19 protein-coding genes are annotated in these 20,256 nt (G+C 58.5%); 11 read left to right on the top strand and 8 right to left on the bottom strand.

Going from position 1 to position 20,256, the window contains the following annotated elements; genetic code table 11:
- Positions 1-4 precede the first annotated feature (4 nt).
- Both trkA and ACCD00_RS06550 read left to right on the top strand, forming a co-directional pair.
- Positions 5-1,381 (top strand): Trk system potassium transporter TrkA, encoded by a 1,377-nt coding sequence (gene trkA / locus ACCD00_RS06555; RefSeq protein WP_413422972.1) that lies wholly within the window; start codon positions 5-7, stop codon positions 1,379-1,381.
- Between the two features lie 166 nt (positions 1,382-1,547).
- Positions 1,548-1,862 (top strand): tetratricopeptide repeat protein, encoded by a 315-nt coding sequence (locus tag ACCD00_RS06550; protein WP_413422970.1) that lies wholly within the window; start codon positions 1,548-1,550, stop codon positions 1,860-1,862.
- Here the strand turns inward: ACCD00_RS06550 and ACCD00_RS06545 are convergent, their stop codons facing one another.
- The 3 genes from ACCD00_RS06545 to tag all read right to left on the bottom strand — a co-directional run bounded on the left by ACCD00_RS06545 (position 1,863) and on the right by tag (position 3,749).
- Positions 1,863-2,102: a PilZ domain-containing protein gene (locus tag ACCD00_RS06545; RefSeq protein ID WP_111283366.1), complete on the bottom strand. Its 240-nt coding sequence runs from the start codon at positions 2,100-2,102 to the stop codon at positions 1,863-1,865.
- Between the two features lie 161 nt (positions 2,103-2,263).
- Complete coding sequence (locus ACCD00_RS06540) at positions 2,264-3,151, bottom strand: lysophospholipid acyltransferase (protein ID WP_413422968.1); 888 nt, start codon at positions 3,149-3,151, stop codon at positions 2,264-2,266.
- A gap of 40 nt (positions 3,152-3,191) precedes the next feature.
- Positions 3,192-3,749, bottom strand: coding sequence for a DNA-3-methyladenine glycosylase I (tag, locus tag ACCD00_RS06535; protein WP_413422966.1), 558 nt, complete (start codon positions 3,747-3,749; stop codon positions 3,192-3,194).
- Between the two features lie 81 nt (positions 3,750-3,830).
- Here tag and glyQ point away from each other — a divergent pair, with 81 nt between their 5' ends.
- The 4 genes from glyQ to ACCD00_RS06515 all read left to right on the top strand — a co-directional run bounded on the left by glyQ (position 3,831) and on the right by ACCD00_RS06515 (position 8,256).
- On the top strand, positions 3,831-4,784 hold the full coding sequence (gene glyQ / locus ACCD00_RS06530) for a glycine--tRNA ligase subunit alpha (RefSeq protein WP_003187265.1): 954 nt from the start codon (positions 3,831-3,833) through the stop codon (positions 4,782-4,784).
- The gene (gene glyS / locus ACCD00_RS06525; RefSeq protein ID WP_413422964.1) at positions 4,781-6,835 is read left to right on the top strand and encodes a glycine--tRNA ligase subunit beta; all 2,055 of its coding nucleotides are present in this window, start codon (positions 4,781-4,783) and stop codon (positions 6,833-6,835) included. Before glyQ ends, glyS begins: the two co-directional genes overlap by 4 nt.
- Before the next feature lie 4 nt (positions 6,836-6,839).
- On the top strand, positions 6,840-7,385 hold the full coding sequence (gmhB, locus tag ACCD00_RS06520; RefSeq protein WP_177323565.1) for a D-glycero-beta-D-manno-heptose 1,7-bisphosphate 7-phosphatase: 546 nt from the start codon (positions 6,840-6,842) through the stop codon (positions 7,383-7,385).
- A 91-nt stretch (positions 7,386-7,476) separates the two neighbouring features.
- Complete coding sequence (locus ACCD00_RS06515) at positions 7,477-8,256, top strand: lysophospholipid acyltransferase family protein (protein WP_413422961.1); 780 nt, start codon at positions 7,477-7,479, stop codon at positions 8,254-8,256.
- A gap of 216 nt (positions 8,257-8,472) precedes the next feature.
- Here the strand turns inward: ACCD00_RS06515 and ACCD00_RS06510 are convergent, their stop codons facing one another.
- Positions 8,473-10,005 (bottom strand): sensor histidine kinase, encoded by a 1,533-nt coding sequence (locus ACCD00_RS06510; protein WP_413422959.1) that lies wholly within the window; start codon positions 10,003-10,005, stop codon positions 8,473-8,475.
- Between the two features lie 169 nt (positions 10,006-10,174).
- On the opposite strand from ACCD00_RS06510, the gene ACCD00_RS06505 reads away from it, so the two are divergent.
- Positions 10,175-10,891: a response regulator transcription factor gene (locus tag ACCD00_RS06505; RefSeq protein WP_413422957.1), complete on the top strand. Its 717-nt coding sequence runs from the start codon at positions 10,175-10,177 to the stop codon at positions 10,889-10,891.
- A 62-nt stretch (positions 10,892-10,953) separates the two neighbouring features.
- Here ACCD00_RS06505 and gyrB read toward each other — a convergent pair whose 3' ends face one another.
- The 4 genes from gyrB to dnaA are packed head-to-tail and all read right to left on the bottom strand — an operon-like array spanning position 10,954 to position 17,167.
- Positions 10,954-13,371: a DNA topoisomerase (ATP-hydrolyzing) subunit B gene (gyrB, locus tag ACCD00_RS06500; RefSeq protein WP_111283364.1), complete on the bottom strand. Its 2,418-nt coding sequence runs from the start codon at positions 13,369-13,371 to the stop codon at positions 10,954-10,956.
- A gap of 5 nt (positions 13,372-13,376) precedes the next feature.
- Positions 13,377-14,480 carry a DNA replication/repair protein RecF gene (gene recF, locus ACCD00_RS06495; RefSeq protein WP_095943030.1) on the bottom strand — a complete coding sequence of 368 codons (1,104 nt, stop codon included), beginning with the start codon at positions 14,478-14,480 and terminating at the stop codon, positions 13,377-13,379.
- A gap of 20 nt (positions 14,481-14,500) precedes the next feature.
- Positions 14,501-15,604, bottom strand: a complete 1,104-nt coding sequence (dnaN, locus tag ACCD00_RS06490; RefSeq protein WP_007969885.1) for a DNA polymerase III subunit beta — start codon at positions 15,602-15,604, stop codon at positions 14,501-14,503.
- 39 nt (positions 15,605-15,643) lie between these two features.
- Positions 15,644-17,167 carry a chromosomal replication initiator protein DnaA gene (gene dnaA / locus ACCD00_RS06485; protein ID WP_413422954.1) on the bottom strand — a complete coding sequence of 508 codons (1,524 nt, stop codon included), beginning with the start codon at positions 17,165-17,167 and terminating at the stop codon, positions 15,644-15,646.
- 566 nt (positions 17,168-17,733) lie between these two features.
- Here dnaA and rpmH point away from each other — a divergent pair.
- The 4 genes from rpmH to yidC are packed head-to-tail and all read left to right on the top strand — an operon-like array spanning position 17,734 to position 20,206.
- Positions 17,734-17,868, top strand: a complete 135-nt coding sequence (gene rpmH / locus ACCD00_RS06480; protein ID WP_003213577.1) for a 50S ribosomal protein L34 — start codon at positions 17,734-17,736, stop codon at positions 17,866-17,868.
- A gap of 16 nt (positions 17,869-17,884) precedes the next feature.
- On the top strand, positions 17,885-18,286 hold the full coding sequence (gene rnpA / locus ACCD00_RS06475) for a ribonuclease P protein component (RefSeq protein WP_015097448.1): 402 nt from the start codon (positions 17,885-17,887) through the stop codon (positions 18,284-18,286).
- Entirely contained in the window at positions 18,279-18,524 is a 246-nt protein-coding gene (yidD, locus tag ACCD00_RS06470; RefSeq protein WP_010207715.1) for a membrane protein insertion efficiency factor YidD, read from the top strand. The genes rnpA and yidD overlap by 8 nt, the downstream gene beginning before the upstream one ends.
- Before the next feature lie 2 nt (positions 18,525-18,526).
- Positions 18,527-20,206 carry a membrane protein insertase YidC gene (yidC, locus tag ACCD00_RS06465; protein ID WP_413422951.1) on the top strand — a complete coding sequence of 560 codons (1,680 nt, stop codon included), beginning with the start codon at positions 18,527-18,529 and terminating at the stop codon, positions 20,204-20,206.
- The last annotated feature ends 50 nt before the right edge of the window (positions 20,207-20,256 follow it).

The raw sequence follows: 20,256 nt of genomic DNA, 5'->3' as shown, positions 1-20,256 counted from the left end.
GTGGATGAAAATCATCATCCTGGGTGCAGGGCAGGTTGGCGGTTCGCTGGCGGAACACCTGGCCAGTGAAGCCAACGACATTACTGTGGTCGACACCGATGGCGAACGCCTGCGCGACCTTGGCGACCGCCTGGACATTCGCACCGTACAAGGTCGCGGCTCATTCCCGACGGTGTTGCGCCAGGCCGGGGCCGATGACGCCGACATGCTGGTCGCCGTGACCAACAGCGATGAAACCAACATGGTCGCCTGCCAGGTCGCCCACACCCTGTTCCACACCCCGACCAAGATCGCCCGGGTGCGCGAAGCCGCGTACCTGACCCGCGAAGAGCAGTTGTTCCAGAACGAAGCGATTCCGGTGGACGTGCTGATCAGCCCGGAACAAGTGGTTACCAACTACATCAAGCGCCTGATCGAGCATCCGGGCGCCCTGCAGGTGATCGACTTCGCCGAAGGCAAGGCGCAACTGGTGGCGGTGCGGGCGTACTACGGCGGGCCACTGGTGGGTCAGCAACTGCGGCAGTTGCGTGAACACATGCCAAACGTGGAGACCCGCGTTGCGGCGATTTTCCGTCGTGACCGGCCGATCCTGCCGCAAGGCGACACGGTGATCGAGGCCGACGACGAAGTATTTTTCATCGCTGCCAAAGCCAACATTCGCGCGGTCATGAGCGAAATGCGCCGTCTCGACGAAACCTATAAACGCATTGTCATCGCCGGTGGCGGGCAGATCGGCGAGCGTTTGGCCGAGGCCATCGAAAGCCGTTATCAGGTAAAAGTCATCGAGATGAATCCGGCACGCTGCCGTCATCTCTCGGACCACCTCGACAGCACAGTGGTGTTGCAGGGCAGCGCTTCGGACCGCGACCTGCTGCTGGAAGAGAACATCGCCGACGCGGATCTGTTCCTCGCCCTGACCAACGACGACGAAGCCAACATCATGTCGTCGCTGCTGGCCAAGCGCCTGGGTGCGAAGAAGGTGATGAGCATCATCAACAACCCGGCCTACGTCGATCTGATCCAGGGTGGCGACATCGACATCGCCATCAGCCCGCAACTGGCGACCATCGGCACCTTGCTGGCCCACGTGCGCCGGGGCGACATCGTCAGCGTGCACTCACTGCGCCGGGGCGCGGCGGAGGCCATCGAGGCGATTGCCCACGGCGATGCGAAATCGAGCAAGGTGATCGGCAAGGCCATCGAGAACATCGGCCTGCCGCCGGGGACCACCATCGGTGCGATTATCCGCGACGAAGAAGTGATCATCGCCCACGATGACACCGTGATCGAAACGGGCGACCATGTGATTTTGTTCCTTGTGGATAAAAAGCATATTCGCGATGTGGAGAAGCTGTTCCATGTAGGGCTTAGCTTCTTCTGATGCGGATTTAGCGCTGGCCTGCCTTTGTAGGAGCGAGCCCTGCTCGCGATGGTCGTCAACGGTAATGCTGGAAACCAGACACCCCGCGTCGCTCTCAGGTTCATCGCGAGCAAGCTCGCTCCTACAACAAATCAACCCCTGACATGCCTCAGGCAAGGAATCCACCATGATCGAATCCCTGGAAAAAATGCTCGCCAAGGGTGTGGATAACGCTTTGCTGCGCTTCGGCCTGGGCAAGGGTTATCTGGATCTGGGGGAGAACGCCAAGGCTGCGGAGCATTTTCAACGCTGCGTCGAATTCGATCCGAAGTATTCGGCGGCATGGAAATTACTGGGCAAGGCCCATCTGGCGCAGGCGAACTTTGCAGCCGCGCGGCAGGCCTGGGAGCAGGGCCTGGAAGCTGCTCGCGGCCATGGCGACAAGCAGGCCGAGAAGGAAATGACGGTGTTCCTGAAGAAGCTCGAACGCCAGGCGCACTGATCAGAGATAACGCAAACCGATGCCCTCGGCATCGACCAGCACCACTTCCATGCGTACCCGCGGCGCGCCTGTGGGTAAGTCCTGCACCTGTCCGTAGACCACCGCGCCCCGGGGCAGCGCCGACAGTTTCGGATGCTTGACGTACACGCCGGTGGTCGACAGGTTGCGTGTCTGGCCCAGGCAATCGCCGAAGCTTTCGTGACTGATCTTGATGCGAAATGACTTGCGGTGTTCGGACATCTTCTGCGCCCTTTGATGAACGGTTGTGGATACGTGTAGGAGCGAGCTTGCTCGCGATGGATGCCAGGGCGCCGCGTTCAACCTGGCAGCCCACGTCATCGTTAACGTCCATCGCGAGCAAGCTCGCTCCTACAGGTTATCCACAGAGTGTGCCAAGTCAGTCAGTACCAACGCTCTTCACCTGGTGGACGCTTCTTGAAGCGCTTCATGCTCCACATGTACTGGCTCGGGTAGGCCCCGACATAACGCTCGACCACTTTACTCATGGCCGCACAGGACACCGCTGTATCGGTGCTGTACATGGCCTCTGGCGCGGCTTCGAGGATCACTTTGTAACCTGAACCGTCCGGCAGGCGCAGGGCGTGCAGGAACACGCCGACCGCCTTGCCGCCGGCCAGCATGTTCGGCACGAACTTGCTGGTCAGCGCCTGAGTGGCGAAGAACGGCACGAAGATCCCGGCGGATTCGGCCGGTTCCGGGTCAGCAGGAATGCCCACTGCACCACCTTTGCGCACTTCCTTGATGACACTGAGGATGCCTTCCTTGGTGGAAGCAGCGACCTTGTTACCCAACTGCACCCGCTGCTTTTGCAGCAATTCATCCACCGCCTTCAATTTGGGCGGACGGTAAAAAATGATCGGTTTGCACTGGCTGCAGTAGAAGTGATTGAGCACTTCCCAGTTGCCCAGGTGGCTGGTGATGCCGACCACGCCTTTGCCGGAGGCGAGGGCGTCCTTCAGTACGTCGAGGCCTTCGACTTCGCGCACCAGGTCGATGGAGCGCTGGGCCGGCCAGATCCAGGCGCAGGCGCTTTCGGTCAGGGACTTGCCGATGTCTTTCAGGCTCTGCCCGACCAGGCGCTCGCGCTCGGCGGGGTCCATGTCCGGAAAGCACTTGGACAGATTGATCCGTACCACGTCGCGGGAACGGTTCGGGGTTTTCCACATGACCCAGCCAATCGCCGAGCCCACGGCCTGCACGGCCCACCACGGAAGCAGGGCAAACAGCCGCAGAGCGCCTACCAGCAAGGCGCCTTTAAACTTATCCACAGGTCACTCCTGATCTTGTGCTGTGCGCGAGGCGGCCATTCTAACCGCCGTTCGCCAGCTGCGCGTAGCGGTCGCAATCGCGGGTGTGATCCATGACCATTCCCGAGGCCTGCATCAGCGCGTAGCAAATGGTCGGCCCGACGAACGTGAAACCGGCTTTTTTCAGGCCTTTGCTCATTTCCACGGCAGTCGGCGTCACGGCCGGGACTTCGCTGCGATCCTTGAAATGATTGATCACAGGCTTGCCTCCGACGAACGACCAGAGAAATTCCACCGGGTCCTCCAGCGCCAGCCAGGCCTGGGCATTGCGCCGGGCCGCGTTGAGCTTGAGGCGGTTGCGGATGATGCCCGGATCGAGCATCAACCCGTCGATTTCGGCATCGCTCATCTGCGCCACGCGCTGCACATCAAAACCGAACATCACCTGACGATAATGCTCGCGTTTGCGCAGCACGGTGATCCAGGAAAGCCCGGCCTGGAACCCTTCGAGCAAAAGCAACTCGAACAATCCCTGCGCATCGCGTAGCGGCGTGCCCCACTCCTGATCGTGATAAGCCATGTACAACGGATCTTCGGAACACCAAAAGCAGCGTGGCATAAGGCTCCAGGGGGCGTGCGCAGCCATGAATCGGGTATACTCCCGCTCTTTAAATCGCAGCCCAAGAAACAGGTGAATTTCGTGAGCCAGCCTACGCCAGCCGTGCGTACCTTCCAAGACTTGATCCTCGCCCTCCAGCAATACTGGGCCGAGCAAGGTTGCGTGGTACTTCAGCCCTACGATATGGAAGTAGGCGCCGGCACTTTCCACACTGCAACATTCCTGCGCGCCATTGGCCCGGAAACCTGGAACGCCGCCTACGTGCAGCCAAGCCGCCGTCCGACTGACGGCCGCTACGGCGAAAACCCGAACCGTCTGCAGCACTACTACCAGTTCCAGGTCGTCCTGAAGCCGAACCCGGACAACTTCCAGGAACTGTACCTGGGCTCCCTCAAGCACGTTGGCCTGGACCCGCTGGTCCACGACATCCGCTTCGTCGAAGACAACTGGGAATCGCCGACCCTCGGCGCCTGGGGTCTGGGCTGGGAAGTGTGGCTCAACGGCATGGAAGTGACCCAGTTCACCTATTTCCAGCAAGCGGGCGGCATCGAGTGCTACCCGGTGACCGGCGAGATCACTTACGGTCTCGAGCGTCTGGCCATGTACCTGCAAGGCGTGGACTCGGTCTACGACCTGGTCTGGGCTGACGGCCCGTTCGGCAAAGTGACCTACGGCGACGTGTTCCACCAGAACGAAGTGGAGCAGTCCACCTACAACTTCGAACACGCCAACGTCGACAAGCTGTTCGAACTGTTCGATTTCTACGAAAGCGAAGCCAAGCGCCTGATCGAGCTCGACCAGCCGCTGCCGTTGCCGAGCTACGAAATGGTGTTGAAGGCTTCCCATACCTTCAACCTGCTGGATGCGCGCCGGGCGATCTCGGTGACTGCGCGTCAGCAATACATCCTGCGTGTACGCACCCTGGCGCGTTCCGTTGCGCAAGCCTACCTGCTGGCTCGCGCCAAGCTGGGCTTCCCGATGGCAACCCCGGACCTGCGTGATGAAGTACTGGCCAAGCTGGAGGCTGCACAATGAGTGCTCTGGATTTTCTGGTTGAACTGGGCACTGAAGAACTGCCACCCAAAGCCCTGAACACCCTGGCCGAGGCGTTCCTCGCCGGTATCGACAAGGGCCTGCAAGCTGCCGGCCTGAACTACGAAACCAAAACCGTTTACGCCGCCCCGCGCCGCCTGGCCGTGCTGATCACCGCACTGGCCACCCAGCAGCCGGATCGCAGCATCAACCTCGACGGTCCGCCACTCCAGGCGGCTTTCGATGCCGAAGGCAACCCGACCCAGGCGGCCCTGGGTTTTGCCAAGAAGTGCGGCGTCGAGCTGAGCGAAATCGACCAGAGCGGCCCGAAACTGCGCTACAGCCAGAGCATCGCCGGCAAGCCGACCGCGAGCCTGCTGCCGACCATCGTCGAAGATTCCCTGAACGACCTGCCGATCCCGAAACGCATGCGTTGGGGCGCGCGCAAGGAAGAATTCGTGCGTCCGACCCAATGGCTGGTGATGCTGCTCGGTGACCAGGTCATCGACTGCACCATCCTCGCCCAGAAGGCCGGCCGTGATTCCCGTGGTCACCGCTTCCATCACCCGGAAAGCGTGCGCATCGGTTCGCCGTCCAGCTACCTGGCCGACCTGCGTGCCGCCTATGTGCTGGCCGATGCCAACGAGCGTCGCGAAATCATCAGCAAGCGCACCGAAGAACTGGCCACCCGCCAGGAAGGCACGGCAATCGTTCCGCCAGCCCTGCTCGATGAAGTGACTGCGCTGGTCGAATGGCCAGTGCCGCTGGTGTGCTCGTTCGAGGAACGCTTCCTCGACGTACCGCAAGAAGCACTGATCACCACCATGCAGGACAACCAGAAGTACTTTTGCCTGCTGGACGCCGACGGCAAGTTGCTGCCACGTTTCATTACCGTGGCCAACATCGAAAGCAAAGACCCGCAGCAGATCATCGCCGGTAACGAGAAAGTGGTTCGCCCACGCTTGACCGACGCCGAGTTCTTCTTCAAGCAAGACAAGAAGCAGAAACTCGAAGACTTCAACCAACGCCTGCAGAACGTGGTGTTCCAGGAAAAACTCGGCAGCGTCTACGACAAGGCCGAGCGCGTATCCAGGCTGGCCGCGTTCATCGCTCAGCGCATCGGCGGCAACGCTGCGTGGGCAGCCCGTGCGGGCCTGCTGTCGAAGTGCGACCTGGCGACCGAGATGGTCGGCGAGTTCCCGGAGATGCAAGGTGTCGCCGGTTACTACTACGCCCTCAACGACGGCGAGCCGGAAGATGTCGCACTGGCCCTGAACGAGCAGTACATGCCGCGCGGTGCTGGCGCTGAACTGCCCGGCACCCTGACCGGTGCGGCCGTGGCCATCGCCGACAAGCTCGATACCCTCGTGGGTATCTTCGGCATCGGCATGCTGCCAACCGGCAGCAAGGATCCGTATGCCCTGCGCCGTGCCGCACTGGGCGTGCTGCGCATCCTGATCGAGAAACAACTGGACCTGGACCTGACCGACGCCGTGGCTTTCGCCGTGGATGCGTTCGGAACCAAGGTCAAGGCTGCCGGCCTCAATGACTCGGTGCTGGAATTCATCTTCGACCGTCTGCGTGCCCGTTACGAGGACGAAGGCGTCGACGTTGCCACCTACCTGTCGGTGCGTGCCCTCAAGCCTGGCTCGGCCCTGGACTTCGACCAGCGCGTGCAAGCGGTAGAGGCCTTCCGCAAACTGCCGGAAGCCGCTGCCCTGGCCGCCGTGAACAAGCGAGTGTCGAACCTGCTGAGCAAGGTCGAAGGCTCGGTGCCTACCGTCGTGGAAGCCAAGTACTTCGACAATGCCAACGAGTTCTCCCTGTACTCGGCGATCCAGCAGGCTGACCAGGCTGTGCAACCGATGGCCGCCTTGCGTCAGTACAGCGAATCCCTGGCACGCCTGGCTGCACTGCGCGAGCCGGTGGATGCGTTCTTCGAAGCCGTGATGGTCAACGCGGAGGACGCAAAAGTCCGCGCCAACCGTTATGCATTGCTGGCGCGTCTGCGTGGGTTGTTCCTCGGCGTCGCCGACATTTCGCTGCTGGGCTGAGGAGTTGCTGTTGAAACTGCTGATTCTCGATCGGGACGGGGTGATCAATTACGACTCCGACGCTTACATCAAGTCGGTGGAGGAGTGGATCCCACTTCCCGGCTCGATCGAAGCCATCGCGCAGTTGAGCAAGGCCGGCTGGACGGTAGCGGTCGCTACCAACCAGTCGGGCATCGCTCGCGGCTATTACGACCTCGCCACCCTGGATGCCATGCACGAGCGCTTGCGCGCGCTGGTGGCGGAGCAGGGCGGTGAAGTCGGCCTGATCGTCTACTGCCCCCACGGGCCGGACGAAGGCTGCGATTGCCGCAAGCCGAAACCCGGGATGTTGAAAACCATCGCCGCTCATTACAACGTGTCGCTGACCGATCTCTGGTTCGTCGGCGACAGCCTTGGTGACCTGGAAGCAGCCAAAGCCGTCGATTCACAGCCAGTTTTGGTAAAGACCGGGAAAGGCGAAAAGACTTTGGGCAAGACCCTTCCGGTTGGCACATTGATTTTTGACGATCTGGCGGCGATTGCCGCAGAACTTATCCACAAATGCCCTTGAGTAAGTGTGCGCTTCGATTGATCCTGACCATGGATGAAAGGGAAGTGCGCTTTATATAGGACGGGCAACTCCCGCAACGGTAAACGTCACCATGTCGATATTGCAGGCCATCAGAACCTTCCTCTTTTACCTGCTGCTGGGCACCAGCTCCTTGCTGTGGTGCAGCCTGAGCTTTTTTATCGCGCCGTTTCTGCCTTTCAAGGCACGTTATCGCTTCATCAACGTGTATTGGTGCCGCTGCGCCTTGTGGCTGAGCAAAGTGTTTCTGGGTATCCGCTACGAAGTGAAGGGTGCCGAGAACGTACCTGAACAGCCTTGCGTCATTCAGTCGAACCACCAAAGCACGTGGGAGACGTTCTTTCTCTCCGCTTACTTCTCACCGCTAAGCCAGGTGCTCAAGCGTGAGTTGCTCTATGTGCCGTTCTTCGGTTGGGCCATGGCCATGTTGCGACCGATCGCCATCGATCGCGACAACCCGAAAGCCGCGCTCAAGCATGTGGCGCAAAAAGGTGATGAGTTGCTCAAGGACAATGTCTGGGTGCTGATCTTCCCCGAAGGCACGCGCGTTCCTTACGGCACCATCGGAAAATTCTCGCGCGGTGGCAGCGCACTGGCGGTCAACGCCGAATTGCCCGTGCTGCCGATTGCGCACAACGCAGGCAAGTTCTGGCCGAAAACCGGTTGGGCGAAAAAGCAGGGTGTCATCACTGTGATCATTGGCGCACCGATGTATGCCGAAGGCACAGGACCACGAGCCATTGCTGAATTGAACGACCGGGTCCAGGCGTGGAACGAGCAGATGCAACGGGAAATGGGCTCGCTGCCACCGGCTCCGCAAGCGCCGGTATCAAACGATCAGGTGGCTGTCTGAGATTCTGTGGATAACCTGTGTACCGTTTCATTGAAAACCGTCGTTATTTGTACGTAACCTTATGATTTTTTTACATATTTATTTGGATGATAAAAACCATAAAAACGTGCATAAGTATTTTTTGGACGTAAAGAATCCGGCTGATATAGCCGGTTTTTTTATGCCCGGAGCAATTGTTGATTGCCGACATGATCGAGCAACCTGGATCGTTCGCTTTCATTGCATAAACAACGGAAATTGCAGCCTGAATGTCGTGCCCTGACCCACCTCGCTCCGGCACTCGATTCGCCCGCCGTGCCGATCCACAACGGCTTTGACCATCGACAATCCCAACCCCACGCCATCGATACCCTGGGCGGAAGAAAAGCGCCGGTATTGGCTGAACAGTTCAGGTAACTCCTCGGCGGCGATGCCTTTGCCCTGATCGATGAGCTCACAGATCAGCCAGTTGTCGTGTTGACTGACGTGCAAACGGATACGAGTACCGGAAACACTGTACTTGATGGCATTTTCCAGCAGATTGAACAATGCCCGGGTCAGCAGCGACTGATCCGCCAGTACCAGACTTTCCTGTGCCTGCTCTTCCACATGATGAACCAGTTCGATTTGTTTCAACTGCGCGATGGGCAGCGCCTGATCGAACACATCCAGCACCAGCATCGCAAACAGGCTCGGCTGAAACTGATAAGCCTCGGACTCCGCCCTCGCCAGTTGAACGAAACCGTCAGTCAGTTCCAGGGCCCGGCGTACCTGTAGCTCGATTTGATCAAAGAGCGGCGAATCGCCGCCCACTTGATGACGATGGACATCGAGCAACGCGAGGATGGCCGAGTGAGGCGCCCGCAGGTCGTGAGACAGAAACCGCAACAGGACCGCGCGCTGCTCCTCCGCCTCGCGTTCAACACTCAAATCAGTCAGGTTCCATAGCCAGCCGACCGGAATCTCACCATCTACCGGTAATAGCCCGGCACGCTCCAGACGCAGGCTGCGTTCCTTGAGGTCGCGAAACTCCAGCAGCGGCAGTGTCGATAAGGGCGAACCCGGCCTGCGGTTCATATCCGGATAACCGAGCTGTTTGAGTCGTTCCAGCACATCATCGCCGACCAGATCCCCACCAAACAGGTCACGGGCCTTGCGGTTGCCGAGCAGGATCTGCCCCTGGGGATCGCTGATCAACGTCGCCACCGGCAAGTATTCCAGGCCATCGGCGATGAATCGGTGGGTATCACGGGTCAGGCTCATGGCTTGTTCCAGCGCCACGATTTGTTTCTGCAGACGGTCGCCACCGGAGTACTGGGCACGACGGCGCTCCGGAAACACTTTCGGCTCGCTGTCCAGCCGCGCCAATTCCCAACCGAAATAGGTCAACACCACACTGAGGCGCCGCCAGTTCCAGATCAGATAACCAAATAGCATCCCCAACAGTGCAGGCGTCGGTGACCACCACCATCTCTTGAACTCCGCGAGGCCGGCACTGGTCAGCAACGCACACGCCATCCCCGTAAGCGTCAGCCAGAGCGCCAGGCGCGGACGCCACAGCAACAGCCCGAGTACGCACGTCACCAGACCAAGGGAAAGCAATGCGCTCAAGCCAGGGAATGCATCGTCCAGGTTAACTTGCGCGCGGTAGGACAGCAGTGTCGTCAGCGGCAACAGCACAAGACTTATCCACAACCACTCGCGCACCAATTGCCGAAACAATCGCTGTACCTGGCTTGGCTCCCGGCTTTCATGGCGTTGGTCAAACATGGCCAACAGGGCAGGGCTGAGTGAATGGATTCATGGTTCCTGCGTCTAAGGTGTCGACTCAAGAATCATAGCGGACGCCGCGACCAACGGTGGGCCGCTTGCTTTCACTGTATAGATTGAGCCGCTATCGTCGATAAACAGCAGCCCAAGTGACAAGGAATCACCGTGTATGCGCGTTGCGATTCTGGACGATGAGCCCGCCGAATTACTCCGGGTCGAACAAACCCTGCAACAAATGGCCGAAGCCGGAGAGCAGCCGTGGTCGCTGCACAGCTTCGAACGGACCGAAGAGCTGATGCGTCAACTGCGTCGGGAAACCTTCGACCTGCTGATCCTCGACTGGCAACTGCCCGACCTCACAGGTTTTTCATTGCTGCTATGGACCCGCGAACACATGGAAACGCCGCCTGCGACAATCATGCTCACCAGTCGCGACAGCGAAAGCGATATCGTTCAGGCCCTGAATGCCGGCGCCGATGACTACGTCAGCAAACCGTTCCGCCCCAATGAACTGAAGGCCCGTGTTGGCGCAGTCCTGCGCCGACATGGACAGCAGCGCGCAGCTAGCGAGGGGTTGAGCTTCAATGATCTGGTTTTCGACGACGCCGGGCTGACCGTCACTCGCGACGGCAAACCGATCGTCATGACCGAACGCGAGTACCGCTTGGCGCATTGCCTGTTCAGCAACCTCGGTCGACCGCTGTCGCGAGACTACCTGTACGAACGATTGTGGCCCCATGAAGAAATGTCGTCGTCACGACCGCTGGATACGCACATCTATCGCCTTCGCAACAAGCTGGGGCTGACGGCGGATCGCGGTTGGCAGTTGCTGACGATTTATGGGTATGGGTATCGATTGGAGAGTGTGACGCCGGCGAGTGAGTGAAACGCGGGCAATAAAAAAGGCCAATGCAGATGCATTGGCCTTTTCGTTTGCGTCGACCGGGATCAGAAGTCCAGGTTGGACACCGCCAGGGCGTTGCTTTCGATGAAGTCGCGACGAGGTTCGACCGCATCACCCATCAGGGTGTTGAAGATCTGGTCCGCGCCAATGGCGTCTTCGATGGTCACTTTCAGCATGCGGCGCACGCTTGGGTCCATGGTGGTTTCCCACAGCTGATCCGGGTTCATCTCGCCCAGACCTTTGTATCGCTGGATGGTGTGACGCTTGGTGCTTTCGGCCATCAGCCAGTCCAGGGCTTCCTTGAACTCGGTGACCGATTTACGGCGTTCGCCACGCTGGATGTACGCGCCATCGTCGAGCAGGGTGCTCAGTTGAGCGCCCAGGGAAACAACCGTCTTGTAGTCGTTGCTGCCGAAGAAGTCGCGGTTGAAGGTGACGTAGTTGGACAGGCCGTGGGAGATCAGTTCGACCTCTGGCAGCCACACGCCACGCTCACGGTCTTCACGCAGGCTGGCCTTGTAGACCAGACCCGACTTCTCGACGGTGCGCAGACGCACTTCGTACTGGGCCAGCCAATCCTGCATCGCTGCGTGATCGGACAGTTGCTCCATGCTGACAGCCGGCAGGTAGATGAAGTGCTCGGTCAGTTCCTGTGGATACAGGCGCGACAGGCGCTTGAGGGTCTTCATCACCAGACGGAAGTCATTCACCAGACGCTCAAGGGCTTCGCCGGAGATTCCCGGTGCATCCTCGTTCAGGTGCAGGCTCGCATCTTCCAGGGCCGACTGCGTCATGTACTCTTCCATGGCGTCGTCGTCTTTGATGTATTGCTCTTGCTTGCCTTTCTTCACTTTGTACAGCGGCGGCTGAGCGATGTAGATGTAGCCACGCTCGATCAGCTCCGGCAACTGACGGAAGAAGAAGGTCAGCAGCAGGGTGCGGATGTGCGAACCGTCGACGTCAGCATCGGTCATGATGATGATGTTGTGATAGCGCAACTTGTCGATGTTGTACTCTTCGCGACCGATGCCGCAACCCAGCGCAGTGATCAAGGTGCCCACTTCCTGGGAAGAGATCATCTTGTCGAAGCGTGCCTTCTCGACGTTCAGGATTTTACCCTTGAGGGGCAGAATCGCCTGGGTCTTGCGGTTACGTCCCTGCTTGGCAGAGCCGCCCGCGGAGTCACCTTCCACGAGGTACAGTTCGGACAGGGCAGGGTCCTTTTCCTGGCAGTCGGCCAGTTTGCCCGGCAGGCCGGCGATGTCCAGCGCGCCCTTGCGACGGGTCATCTCGCGGGCCTTACGTGCCGCTTCACGGGCACGGGCCGCATCGATCATCTTGCCGACGACCAGCTTGGCTTCGTTCGGGTTTTCCAGCAGGAAGTCGGAGAAGTACTTGCCCATTTCCTGTTCGACCGCGGTCTTCACTTCGGAAGACACCAGCTTGTCTTTGGTCTGGGAGCTGAACTTCGGATCCGGCACTTTCACCGAAATGATCGCGGTCAGGCCTTCACGGGCGTCGTCACCGGTGGTGGCGACCTTGTGCTTCTTCGCCAGGCCTTCGGCTTCGATGTAGGTGTTCAGGTTACGCGTCAGCGCGGAACGGAAACCTACCAGGTGAGTACCGCCGTCGCGCTGCGGAATGTTGTTGGTAAAGCACAACAGGTTCTCGTTGAAGCTGTCGTTCCACTGCAGGGCGATTTCCACGCCGATGCCGTCTTCACGCTGGATGTTGAAGTGGAACACCTGGTTGACCGGGGTCTTGTTGGTGTTCAGGTATTCAACGAACGCACGCAGGCCGCCTTCGTATTTGAACAGCTCTTCCTTGCCGCTGCGCTCGTCCTTGAGGACGATACCGACACCGGAGTTGAGGAAGGACAGCTCACGAATCCGCTTGGCCAGGATGTCCCAACTGAAGTGGATGTTCTTGAAGGTTTCGCTCGAAGCCTTGAAGTGGATCTGTGTACCGGTGGTTTCGCTGTCGCCAACGATTTTCATCGGTTCTTGCGGAACACCGTGGACGTAAGTCTGTTCCCAGATCTTGCCGCTACGGCGAACGGTCAGGACCAGCTCTTCCGACAGGGCGTTAACTACCGACACACCCACACCGTGCAGACCGCCGGAAACCTTGTAGGAGTTGTCGTCGAATTTACCGCCGGCGTGCAGCACGGTCATGATGACCTCGGCTGCCGAAACGCCTTCTTCTTTGTGTACGTCTACCGGGATGCCACGGCCGTTGTCGCGAACGGTGATGGACTCATCCGGGTGGATGATGATGCTGATGTCGTCGCAGTAGCCGGCGAGCGCTTCGTCGATCGAGTTGTCGACCACCTCGAACACCATGTGGTGCAGGCCGCTGCCATCGTCGGTATCACCAATATACATACCGGGACGTTTGCGTACGGCATCCAGGCCTTTCAGCACTTTAATGCTCGTTGAGTCGTACGTATTTTCTTCGCTCAATGCCTTCACTCCCGATGGTCGTGGGTCTGGGTGATACGGCCCTGTTCCACGTGGAACAGAGCAACTGGCGTTTCCGTCTGCCAGCCTTCCCTCAATAATTCGTGATCTACACAGGTGATAAATACCTGGCAGCGTAAGTCTTCCAACAAGCGGCAAAGCGCGCGACGGTGGTGCTCGTCCAGCTCGGACGGCAAGTCATCCACCAGATAAATACACTGACCGCGTCGAGCCTGGCTGACCAGGTGCCCCTGGGCAATCCGTAATGCGCAAACCACCAACTTCTGCTGGCCACGGGACAAGATGTCCGCGGCGTTGTGCGCGCCCAGTCTGAGACGCAAATCAGCACGTTGTGGTCCGGCCTGGGTATGCCCCATTTGCTGGTCTCGCTGAAGAGACCCGGCAAGCACAGCGCTCAGTTCACGGTCCTTGTCCCAGCCGCGGTAATAGCTGAGCGTCAAGCCTTCAAGCTCAACCAGTTCGCTCAAGGTTTGTTCAAAGACTGGTTTCAAGGCTTTGATATAAGCGCGGCGGTATTCATCAATTTCAGCGCTGGCCTGACACAGTTCCCTGTCCCAAACCGCTTGCGAAACGGCGTCAAGTGTACCATGCCGCAGCCAAGAGTTTCTCTGGCGCAGGGCCTTCTGCAAGCGCTGCCAGGTTGACATGAAGCGCGGTTCCACGTGGAACACGCCCCAGTCGAGAAACTGTCGGCGAATCTTCGGCGCACCTTCCAGCAATCGAAAGCTGTCCGGATTGATCAGTTGCAGTGGCAGGATCTCTGCCAGTTGCGCGGCGCTACGCGCATTCTGCCCATCGATACGGATCTGGAATTCGCCTTGGCGATCCCGGGAAATTCCCAAGGCACTTTGCCCGCCCTCTGCCAGTTCAACCTGGCCAAAGACCGTACAGGCAAGCTGTTCGTATTGAATGACCGGCAACAGGCGGGTGCTGCGAAACGAACGGGCAAGCCCCAGCAGATGGATGGCTTCCAGAACACTGGTTTTGCCGCTGCCGTTGGCGCCGTAAAGAATATTGATGCGGGGGGAGGGGGAGAAGGTCACCGGGTGCAGATTGCGCACCGCGGTGACCGAGACGCGACTTAAGGACATCTAGCTTCTGCTGAGCATGATTACAGACGCATCGGCATGACAACGTAGGCCGAGTCGTCGTTATCCGATTCCTGCACCAGCGCGCTGCTGTTGGAGTCGGACAGGATCAGACGAACCTGCTCGGTGGTCATCACGCCCAGTACGTCGAGCAGGTAGCTCACGTTGAAGCCGATTTCCAGAGAGCCACCGTTGTATTCAACGCCCACTTCTTCTTCCGCTTCTTCCTGCTCCGGGTTGTTCGCCTGGATCTTCAGCTGACCACTGGCCAGTTGCAGACGGATACCACGGTATTTTTCGTTGGACAGAATCGCGGTACGGCTGAACGCTTCGCGCAGAGCCTGGCGATCGCCAAGAACCAGCTTGTCGCCGCCTTTCGGCAGAACGCGTTCGTAGTCCGGGAATTTGCCGTCGACCAGCTTGGAGGTGAAGGTGAATTCACCGGTGGTGGCACGGATGTGGTGCTGACCCAGCACGATGCTGACATTGCCGTCCGGCTCGGTGAGCAGGCGCGCCAGTTCGAGGATACCTTTGCGCGGCACGATGACCTGGTGACGATCCGGCTGGCCGATATCTGCCTGCATCGAGCACATGGCCAGACGGTGACCGTCGGTGGCTACGGCACGGATCACGCCGGCAGAGACTTCCAGCAGCATGCCGTTGAGGTAGTAACGCACGTCCTGCTGGGCCATGGCGAAGCTGGTGCGCTCGATCAGGCGACGCAGTTTGCTTTGCTCCAGGCTGCAGGTCAGCGAACCCGGGCCTTCTTCCACGGTAGGGAAATCGTTGGCCGGCAGAGTCGACAGGGTGAAGCGGCTACGGCCGGCCTTGACCACGAGCTTCTGCTCATCGACCTTGATGTCGATCAGCGCATCGTTCGGCAGGCTTTTGCAGATATCCATCAACTTGCGCGCCGGCACAGTGATGGAACCCGGATCCGCCGGCTCTTCGAGTTGAACACGACCGACCAGCTCGACTTCCAGGTCGGTACCGGTCAGCGACAATTGCTGGCCTTCGACAACCAGCAGCACGTTGGAGAGCACCGGCAAGGTCTGTCGGCGCTCAACGACGCCTGCGACCAGTTGCAGGGGTTTCAACAGGGCTTCGCGTTGAATGGTGAAATGCATGGTCTAGTCCCTTGCCTTAATTAGCTGCGCTGGTGTTCATCAAGTGGTCAGCGTACGCAGCAGGTTCTTGTAGTCCTCGCGGATGTCCGCGTCGGATTCCTTAAGTTCGTTGATCTTGCGGCATGCGTGCAAGACCGTCGTATGGTCGCGACCGCCAAACACATCGCCGATTTCCGGCAGGCTGTGGTTGGTCAGTTCCTTGGACAACGCCATGGCGACCTGTCGCGGACGAGCGACCGAACGCGAACGGCGTTTGGACAGCAAGTCGGAGATCTTGATCTTGTAGTACTCGGCGACGGTGCGCTGAATGTTATCCACAGAGACCAGTTTATCCTGCAACGCCAACAAGTCCTTCAGGGATTCGCGAATCAGCTCGATGGTGATATCGCGGCCCATGAAGTGCGAGTGGGCGATCACGCGTTTGAGCGCGCCTTCCAGCTCACGGACGTTGGAGCGAATACGTTGGGCAATGAAGAACGCGGCGTCGTGAGGCAGCTCGACCTTTGCCTGATCGGCCTTTTTCATCAGGATCGCCACGCGGGTTTCCAGCTCCGGTGGCTCGACCGCTACGGTCAGGCCCCAGCCAAAGCGGGATTTGAGGCGTTCTTCAAGGCCTTCGATTTCCTTCGGGTAGCGGTCACTGGTGAGAATGACCTGCTGGCCACCTTCGAGCAGCGCGTTGAAGGTGTGGAAAAACTCTTCCTGGGAACGCTCCTTGCGGGCGAAGAACTGAATGTCATCGATCAGCAACGCATCCACCGAACGGTAGAAGCGCTTGAACTCGTTGATCGCGTTCAGTTGCAGGGCCTTGACCATGTCCGCCACGAAACGCTCGGAATGCAGGTACACCACCTTGGCATTCGGGTTCTTCTTTAACAGGTGGTTACCCACAGCGTGCATCAAGTGGGTTTTACCCAGGCCGACGCCTCCATAAAGGAAGAGCGGGTTGTAACCATGCTTGGGATTGTCTGCCACCTGCCAGGCGGCGGCGCGCGCCAACTGGTTGGATTTACCTTCAACGAAATTCTCGAAGGTAAAGGTGCGGTTCAGGTAACTGGTGTGCTTGAGCGCACCTTCGACCTGCACGGTACGTTGCTCGGCACGAACCGGAGCCTGTTGCGAACTGGCGCCGGCCATCGGGTCGAAGCTGTCACGGGAAGGTTCTTCCTCGGTGACCTCGGCCACTTTTTGCGTGGCACGCTTGGTCGAAGTCGCGGCAGGTGCTGGCGGTGGCGGACTGGCGGGCGCTTGGGCAGCCTGGGCTTGGGAAGCCGCGGCAGCCAGTGGAGCATTTGGCGCGGCACGAGGTGCCGAACTGCGTTTGCTGCCTATTAATAAGGAAAGCGCAGGCGCCATGCCATTGCCGTGCTCATCGAGCAATTCGAGAACACGCCCCAGGTACTTTTCGTTGACCCAGTCCAGAACAAAACGATTGGGTGCATACACACGCAACTCGTCGCCTTCGGCTTCGACCTGTAGTGGACGGATCCAAGTGTTGAATTGTTGGGCAGGCAGCTCATCGCGCAGAAGCTCCACGCACTGCTGCCAAAGTTCCACTGACACGGATATCCCCTAAGTTGAAAGCCGGTGAGGCAAAAACAAGCGGCCATTGTAGCGACCAGACGCCGACTTATCCACACGTAGGTGGTTCATCGGCCAAGAAGAATCGCCGTGTTATACGCAAAAAAGACGACCAGTGGTCTGTGCATAAGCTCTGTGGATAACCGGGGTTAAAGTCATTGCACAAGTGGGGGCGAAACTCGGTGGATAACCAGCCTGTGGATAAACCAGCCTTCCACACACAGGTTATCCGACAGCGCAGCACAGGCTGAACACCGTTTTCCACTGTAGTTGTCATTCTCTGTACAGTAGGTAAAACATGGCCTGAATCGACTTATCCACAGAAGGGCGCGAGCCTAGCTTTTATAAGCTTTACAGAAAAGCTTTAAATACTTTCCTTTCTTATTTTTATATTTGCCGACGGTTCGTTCAGCGCAAAACGTCTGGAGATCTATTTATAAGGAAACGCTGGTTGGAAATTGACCTGAAGGCTTGCTTTCTCTAGAATCCCCGGTCTCTTAAAACGGGGGCCATTCCGGCCCGTTGTGGACGAACCAGGTAACACGACAATGAAACGTACTTTCCAACCAAGCACTATCAAACGCGCTCGTACCCACGGTTTCCGTGCTCGCATGGCTACCAAGAACGGCCGCGCAGTCCTGTCGCGTCGTCGCGCCAAAGGTCGTGCGCGTCTGGCAGTTTGATAAGCCGGCACTGGAGGTGAGTCAGGACTTCAGTCGGGAAAAGCGTCTGCTTACCCCCCGGCATTTCAAGGCAGTCTTTGACTCCCCTACCGGCAAGGTTCCGGGGAAAAATCTCCTGCTCCTTGCGCGCAACAACGATCTTGATCACCCCCGTCTCGGGTTGGTTATCGGGAAAAAGAGCGTAAAGCTCTCCGTCGAGCGCAATCGCCTCAAACGTCTGATGCGCGAATCGTTTCGCCTGAACCAGGATTCACTGGTCGGTTGGGACATCGTTATCGTCGCGCGCAAAGGTTTGGGTGACGTAGAAAACCCCGAATTGATTCAGCATTTCGGCAAACTCTGGAAACGTCTGGCTCGCAGTTCGCCGGTACCAGCAGTCAAAACCGAAACTGTAGGGGTAGACAGTCCAGATGCGTAAACTGGCACTCGTTCCGATCCAGTTTTATCGCTATGCCATTAGTCCTCTGATGGCCAGTCACTGTCGTTTCTACCCCAGTTGTTCCTGCTACGCGTTAGAAGCCATCGAAAATCATGGCCTTCTTCGCGGTGGCTGGCTGACCTTTCGTCGTTTAGGTCGCTGTCATCCGTGGAATCCCGGTGGTTATGACCCGGTTCCACCTATCCCTACCTCCCGTTCTTCTTCGATGGCCGAGTAATCATGGATATCAAACGCACGATCCTGATCGTCGCCCTGGCAATCGTGTCCTACGTTATGGTTCTTAAATGGAACCAGGACTATGGCCAGGCTGCCCTGCCGACTCAGAATGTTGCCACCAATACGACTGCATCGGGCCTGCCGGATACGGCTTCTGGCTCCAACGCTTCCGCCAGTGACGACATTCCACGTGCTGCAAGCGACACCAGCGCACCTGCCGAAACGCCGGTAGCTGTGAGCAAGGACCTCATCCAGATCAAAACGGATGTACTGGACCTGGCTATCGACCCACAAGGTGGCGATGTTGCCCAACTGACCCTGCCGCTGTATCCGCGTCGTCAGGATCACCCGGAAATTCCGTTCCAGCTGTTCGATAACGGCGGCGAACGTACTTATCTGGCGCAAAGTGGCCTGATCGGCAGCAACGGTCCGGATGCCAGTCCGGCCGGTCGCCCGGTTTACTCCGCGGAGAAGAAGGTTTTTCAACTGGCTGACGGTCAGGACCAATTGGTCGTGGACCTGAAGTTCAGCAAGGACGGCGTCAACTACATCAAGCGTTTCACCCTGAAACGCGGCCTGTACGACGTAACCGTTTCCTACCTGATCGACAACCAGAGCGCCCAGCCCTGGACTGGTGCGATGTTCGCCCAGTTGAAGCGTGACTCCAGCGCCGATCCTTCGTCGACCACGGCTACCGGCACCGCGACTTACCTGGGCGCTGCCCTGTGGACAAGTTCGGAGCCGTACAAGAAAGTGTCCATGAAGGACATGGACAAGGCACCGCTCAAAGAAACCGTCACCGGCGGTTGGGTTGCCTGGTTGCAGCACTACTTCGTGACCGCATGGATTCCGGCCAAGGGCGAAAACAACGTCGTCCAGACCCGTAAAGACAGCAAAGGCAACTACATCATCGGCTACACCGGCCCATCGATGAGTGTTGCGCCAGGTGCCAAGGCCGAGACCAGCGCTGTTCTGTACGCCGGTCCGAAAAGCCAGGCCGTGCTGAAACAGTTATCCCCAGGTCTGGAACTGACGGTCGACTACGGCATTCTGTGGTTTATCGCCCAACCGATCTTCTGGTTGCTGCAACACATCCACGCCATTGTGGGTAACTGGGGCTGGTCGATCATCTTCCTGACCATGCTGATCAAAGGGATCTTCTTCCCGCTGTCGGCTGCCAGCTACAAATCCATGGCGCGCATGCGTGCAGTGGCACCGAAACTGGCTGCGCTGAAAGAGCAACATGGCGATGACCGGCAGAAAATGTCGCAAGCCATGATGGAGCTGTACAAGAAAGAGAAGATCAATCCGCTGGGTGGTTGCTTGCCAATCCTCGTGCAGATGCCGGTTTTCCTCTCGCTGTACTGGGTTCTGCTGGAAAGCGTCGAGATGCGTCAGGCGCCGTTCATGCTGTGGATTACCGACCTGTCGATCAAGGATCCGTTCTTCATTCTGCCGATCATCATGGGTGCAACCATGTTCATCCAGCAGCAGTTGAACCCGACTCCACCGGATCCGATGCAGGCCAAGGTCATGAAGCTGATGCCAATCATCTTCACCTTCTTCTTCCTGTGGTTCCCGGCGGGTCTGGTGCTGTACTGGGTAGTGAACAACTGCCTGTCGATCGCCCAACAGTGGTACATCACTCGTAAGATCGAAGCGGCTACCAAAGCAGCTGCCTGATTTACACTGTGGATAACCACTCAAAACGCCCCCTAGTGGGGCGTTTTGCT

Origin of the sequence: Pseudomonas sp. Pseusp3 (assembly GCF_047304225.1) — a bacterium.
Classification (GTDB): Bacteria; Pseudomonadota; Gammaproteobacteria; order Pseudomonadales; family Pseudomonadaceae; genus Aquipseudomonas; species Aquipseudomonas fluorescens_CD.
The sequence above is the reverse complement of the archived record's forward strand: the minus strand, read 5'-3'. Positions and strand labels throughout refer to the sequence as shown.

What these genes read in the sequence shown, in the direction of transcription:
- trkA (WP_413422972.1), top strand. Translation starts at nt 5, where the DNA reads ATGAAAATCATCATCCTGGGTGCAGGGCAGGTTGGCGGTTCGCTGGCG.
- ACCD00_RS06550 (WP_413422970.1), top strand. Translation starts at nt 1,548, where the DNA reads ATGATCGAATCCCTGGAAAAAATGCTCGCCAAGGGTGTGGATAACGCT.
- ACCD00_RS06545 (WP_111283366.1), bottom strand. Translation starts at nt 2,102, where the DNA reads ATGTCCGAACACCGCAAGTCATTTCGCATCAAGATCAGTCACGAAAGC.
- tag (WP_413422966.1), bottom strand. Translation starts at nt 3,749, where the DNA reads ATGCCACGCTGCTTTTGGTGTTCCGAAGATCCGTTGTACATGGCTTAT.
- glyS (WP_413422964.1), top strand. Translation starts at nt 4,781, where the DNA reads ATGAGTGCTCTGGATTTTCTGGTTGAACTGGGCACTGAAGAACTGCCA.
- ACCD00_RS06515 (WP_413422961.1), top strand. Translation starts at nt 7,477, where the DNA reads ATGTCGATATTGCAGGCCATCAGAACCTTCCTCTTTTACCTGCTGCTG.
- ACCD00_RS06510 (WP_413422959.1), bottom strand. Translation starts at nt 10,005, where the DNA reads ATGTTTGACCAACGCCATGAAAGCCGGGAGCCAAGCCAGGTACAGCGA.
- ACCD00_RS06505 (WP_413422957.1), top strand. Translation starts at nt 10,175, where the DNA reads ATGCGCGTTGCGATTCTGGACGATGAGCCCGCCGAATTACTCCGGGTC.
- recF (WP_095943030.1), bottom strand. Translation starts at nt 14,480, where the DNA reads ATGTCCTTAAGTCGCGTCTCGGTCACCGCGGTGCGCAATCTGCACCCG.
- dnaN (WP_007969885.1), bottom strand. Translation starts at nt 15,604, where the DNA reads ATGCATTTCACCATTCAACGCGAAGCCCTGTTGAAACCCCTGCAACTG.
- rpmH (WP_003213577.1), top strand. Translation starts at nt 17,734, where the DNA reads ATGAAACGTACTTTCCAACCAAGCACTATCAAACGCGCTCGTACCCAC.
- yidD (WP_010207715.1), top strand. Translation starts at nt 18,279, where the DNA reads ATGCGTAAACTGGCACTCGTTCCGATCCAGTTTTATCGCTATGCCATT.
- yidC (WP_413422951.1), top strand. Translation starts at nt 18,527, where the DNA reads ATGGATATCAAACGCACGATCCTGATCGTCGCCCTGGCAATCGTGTCC.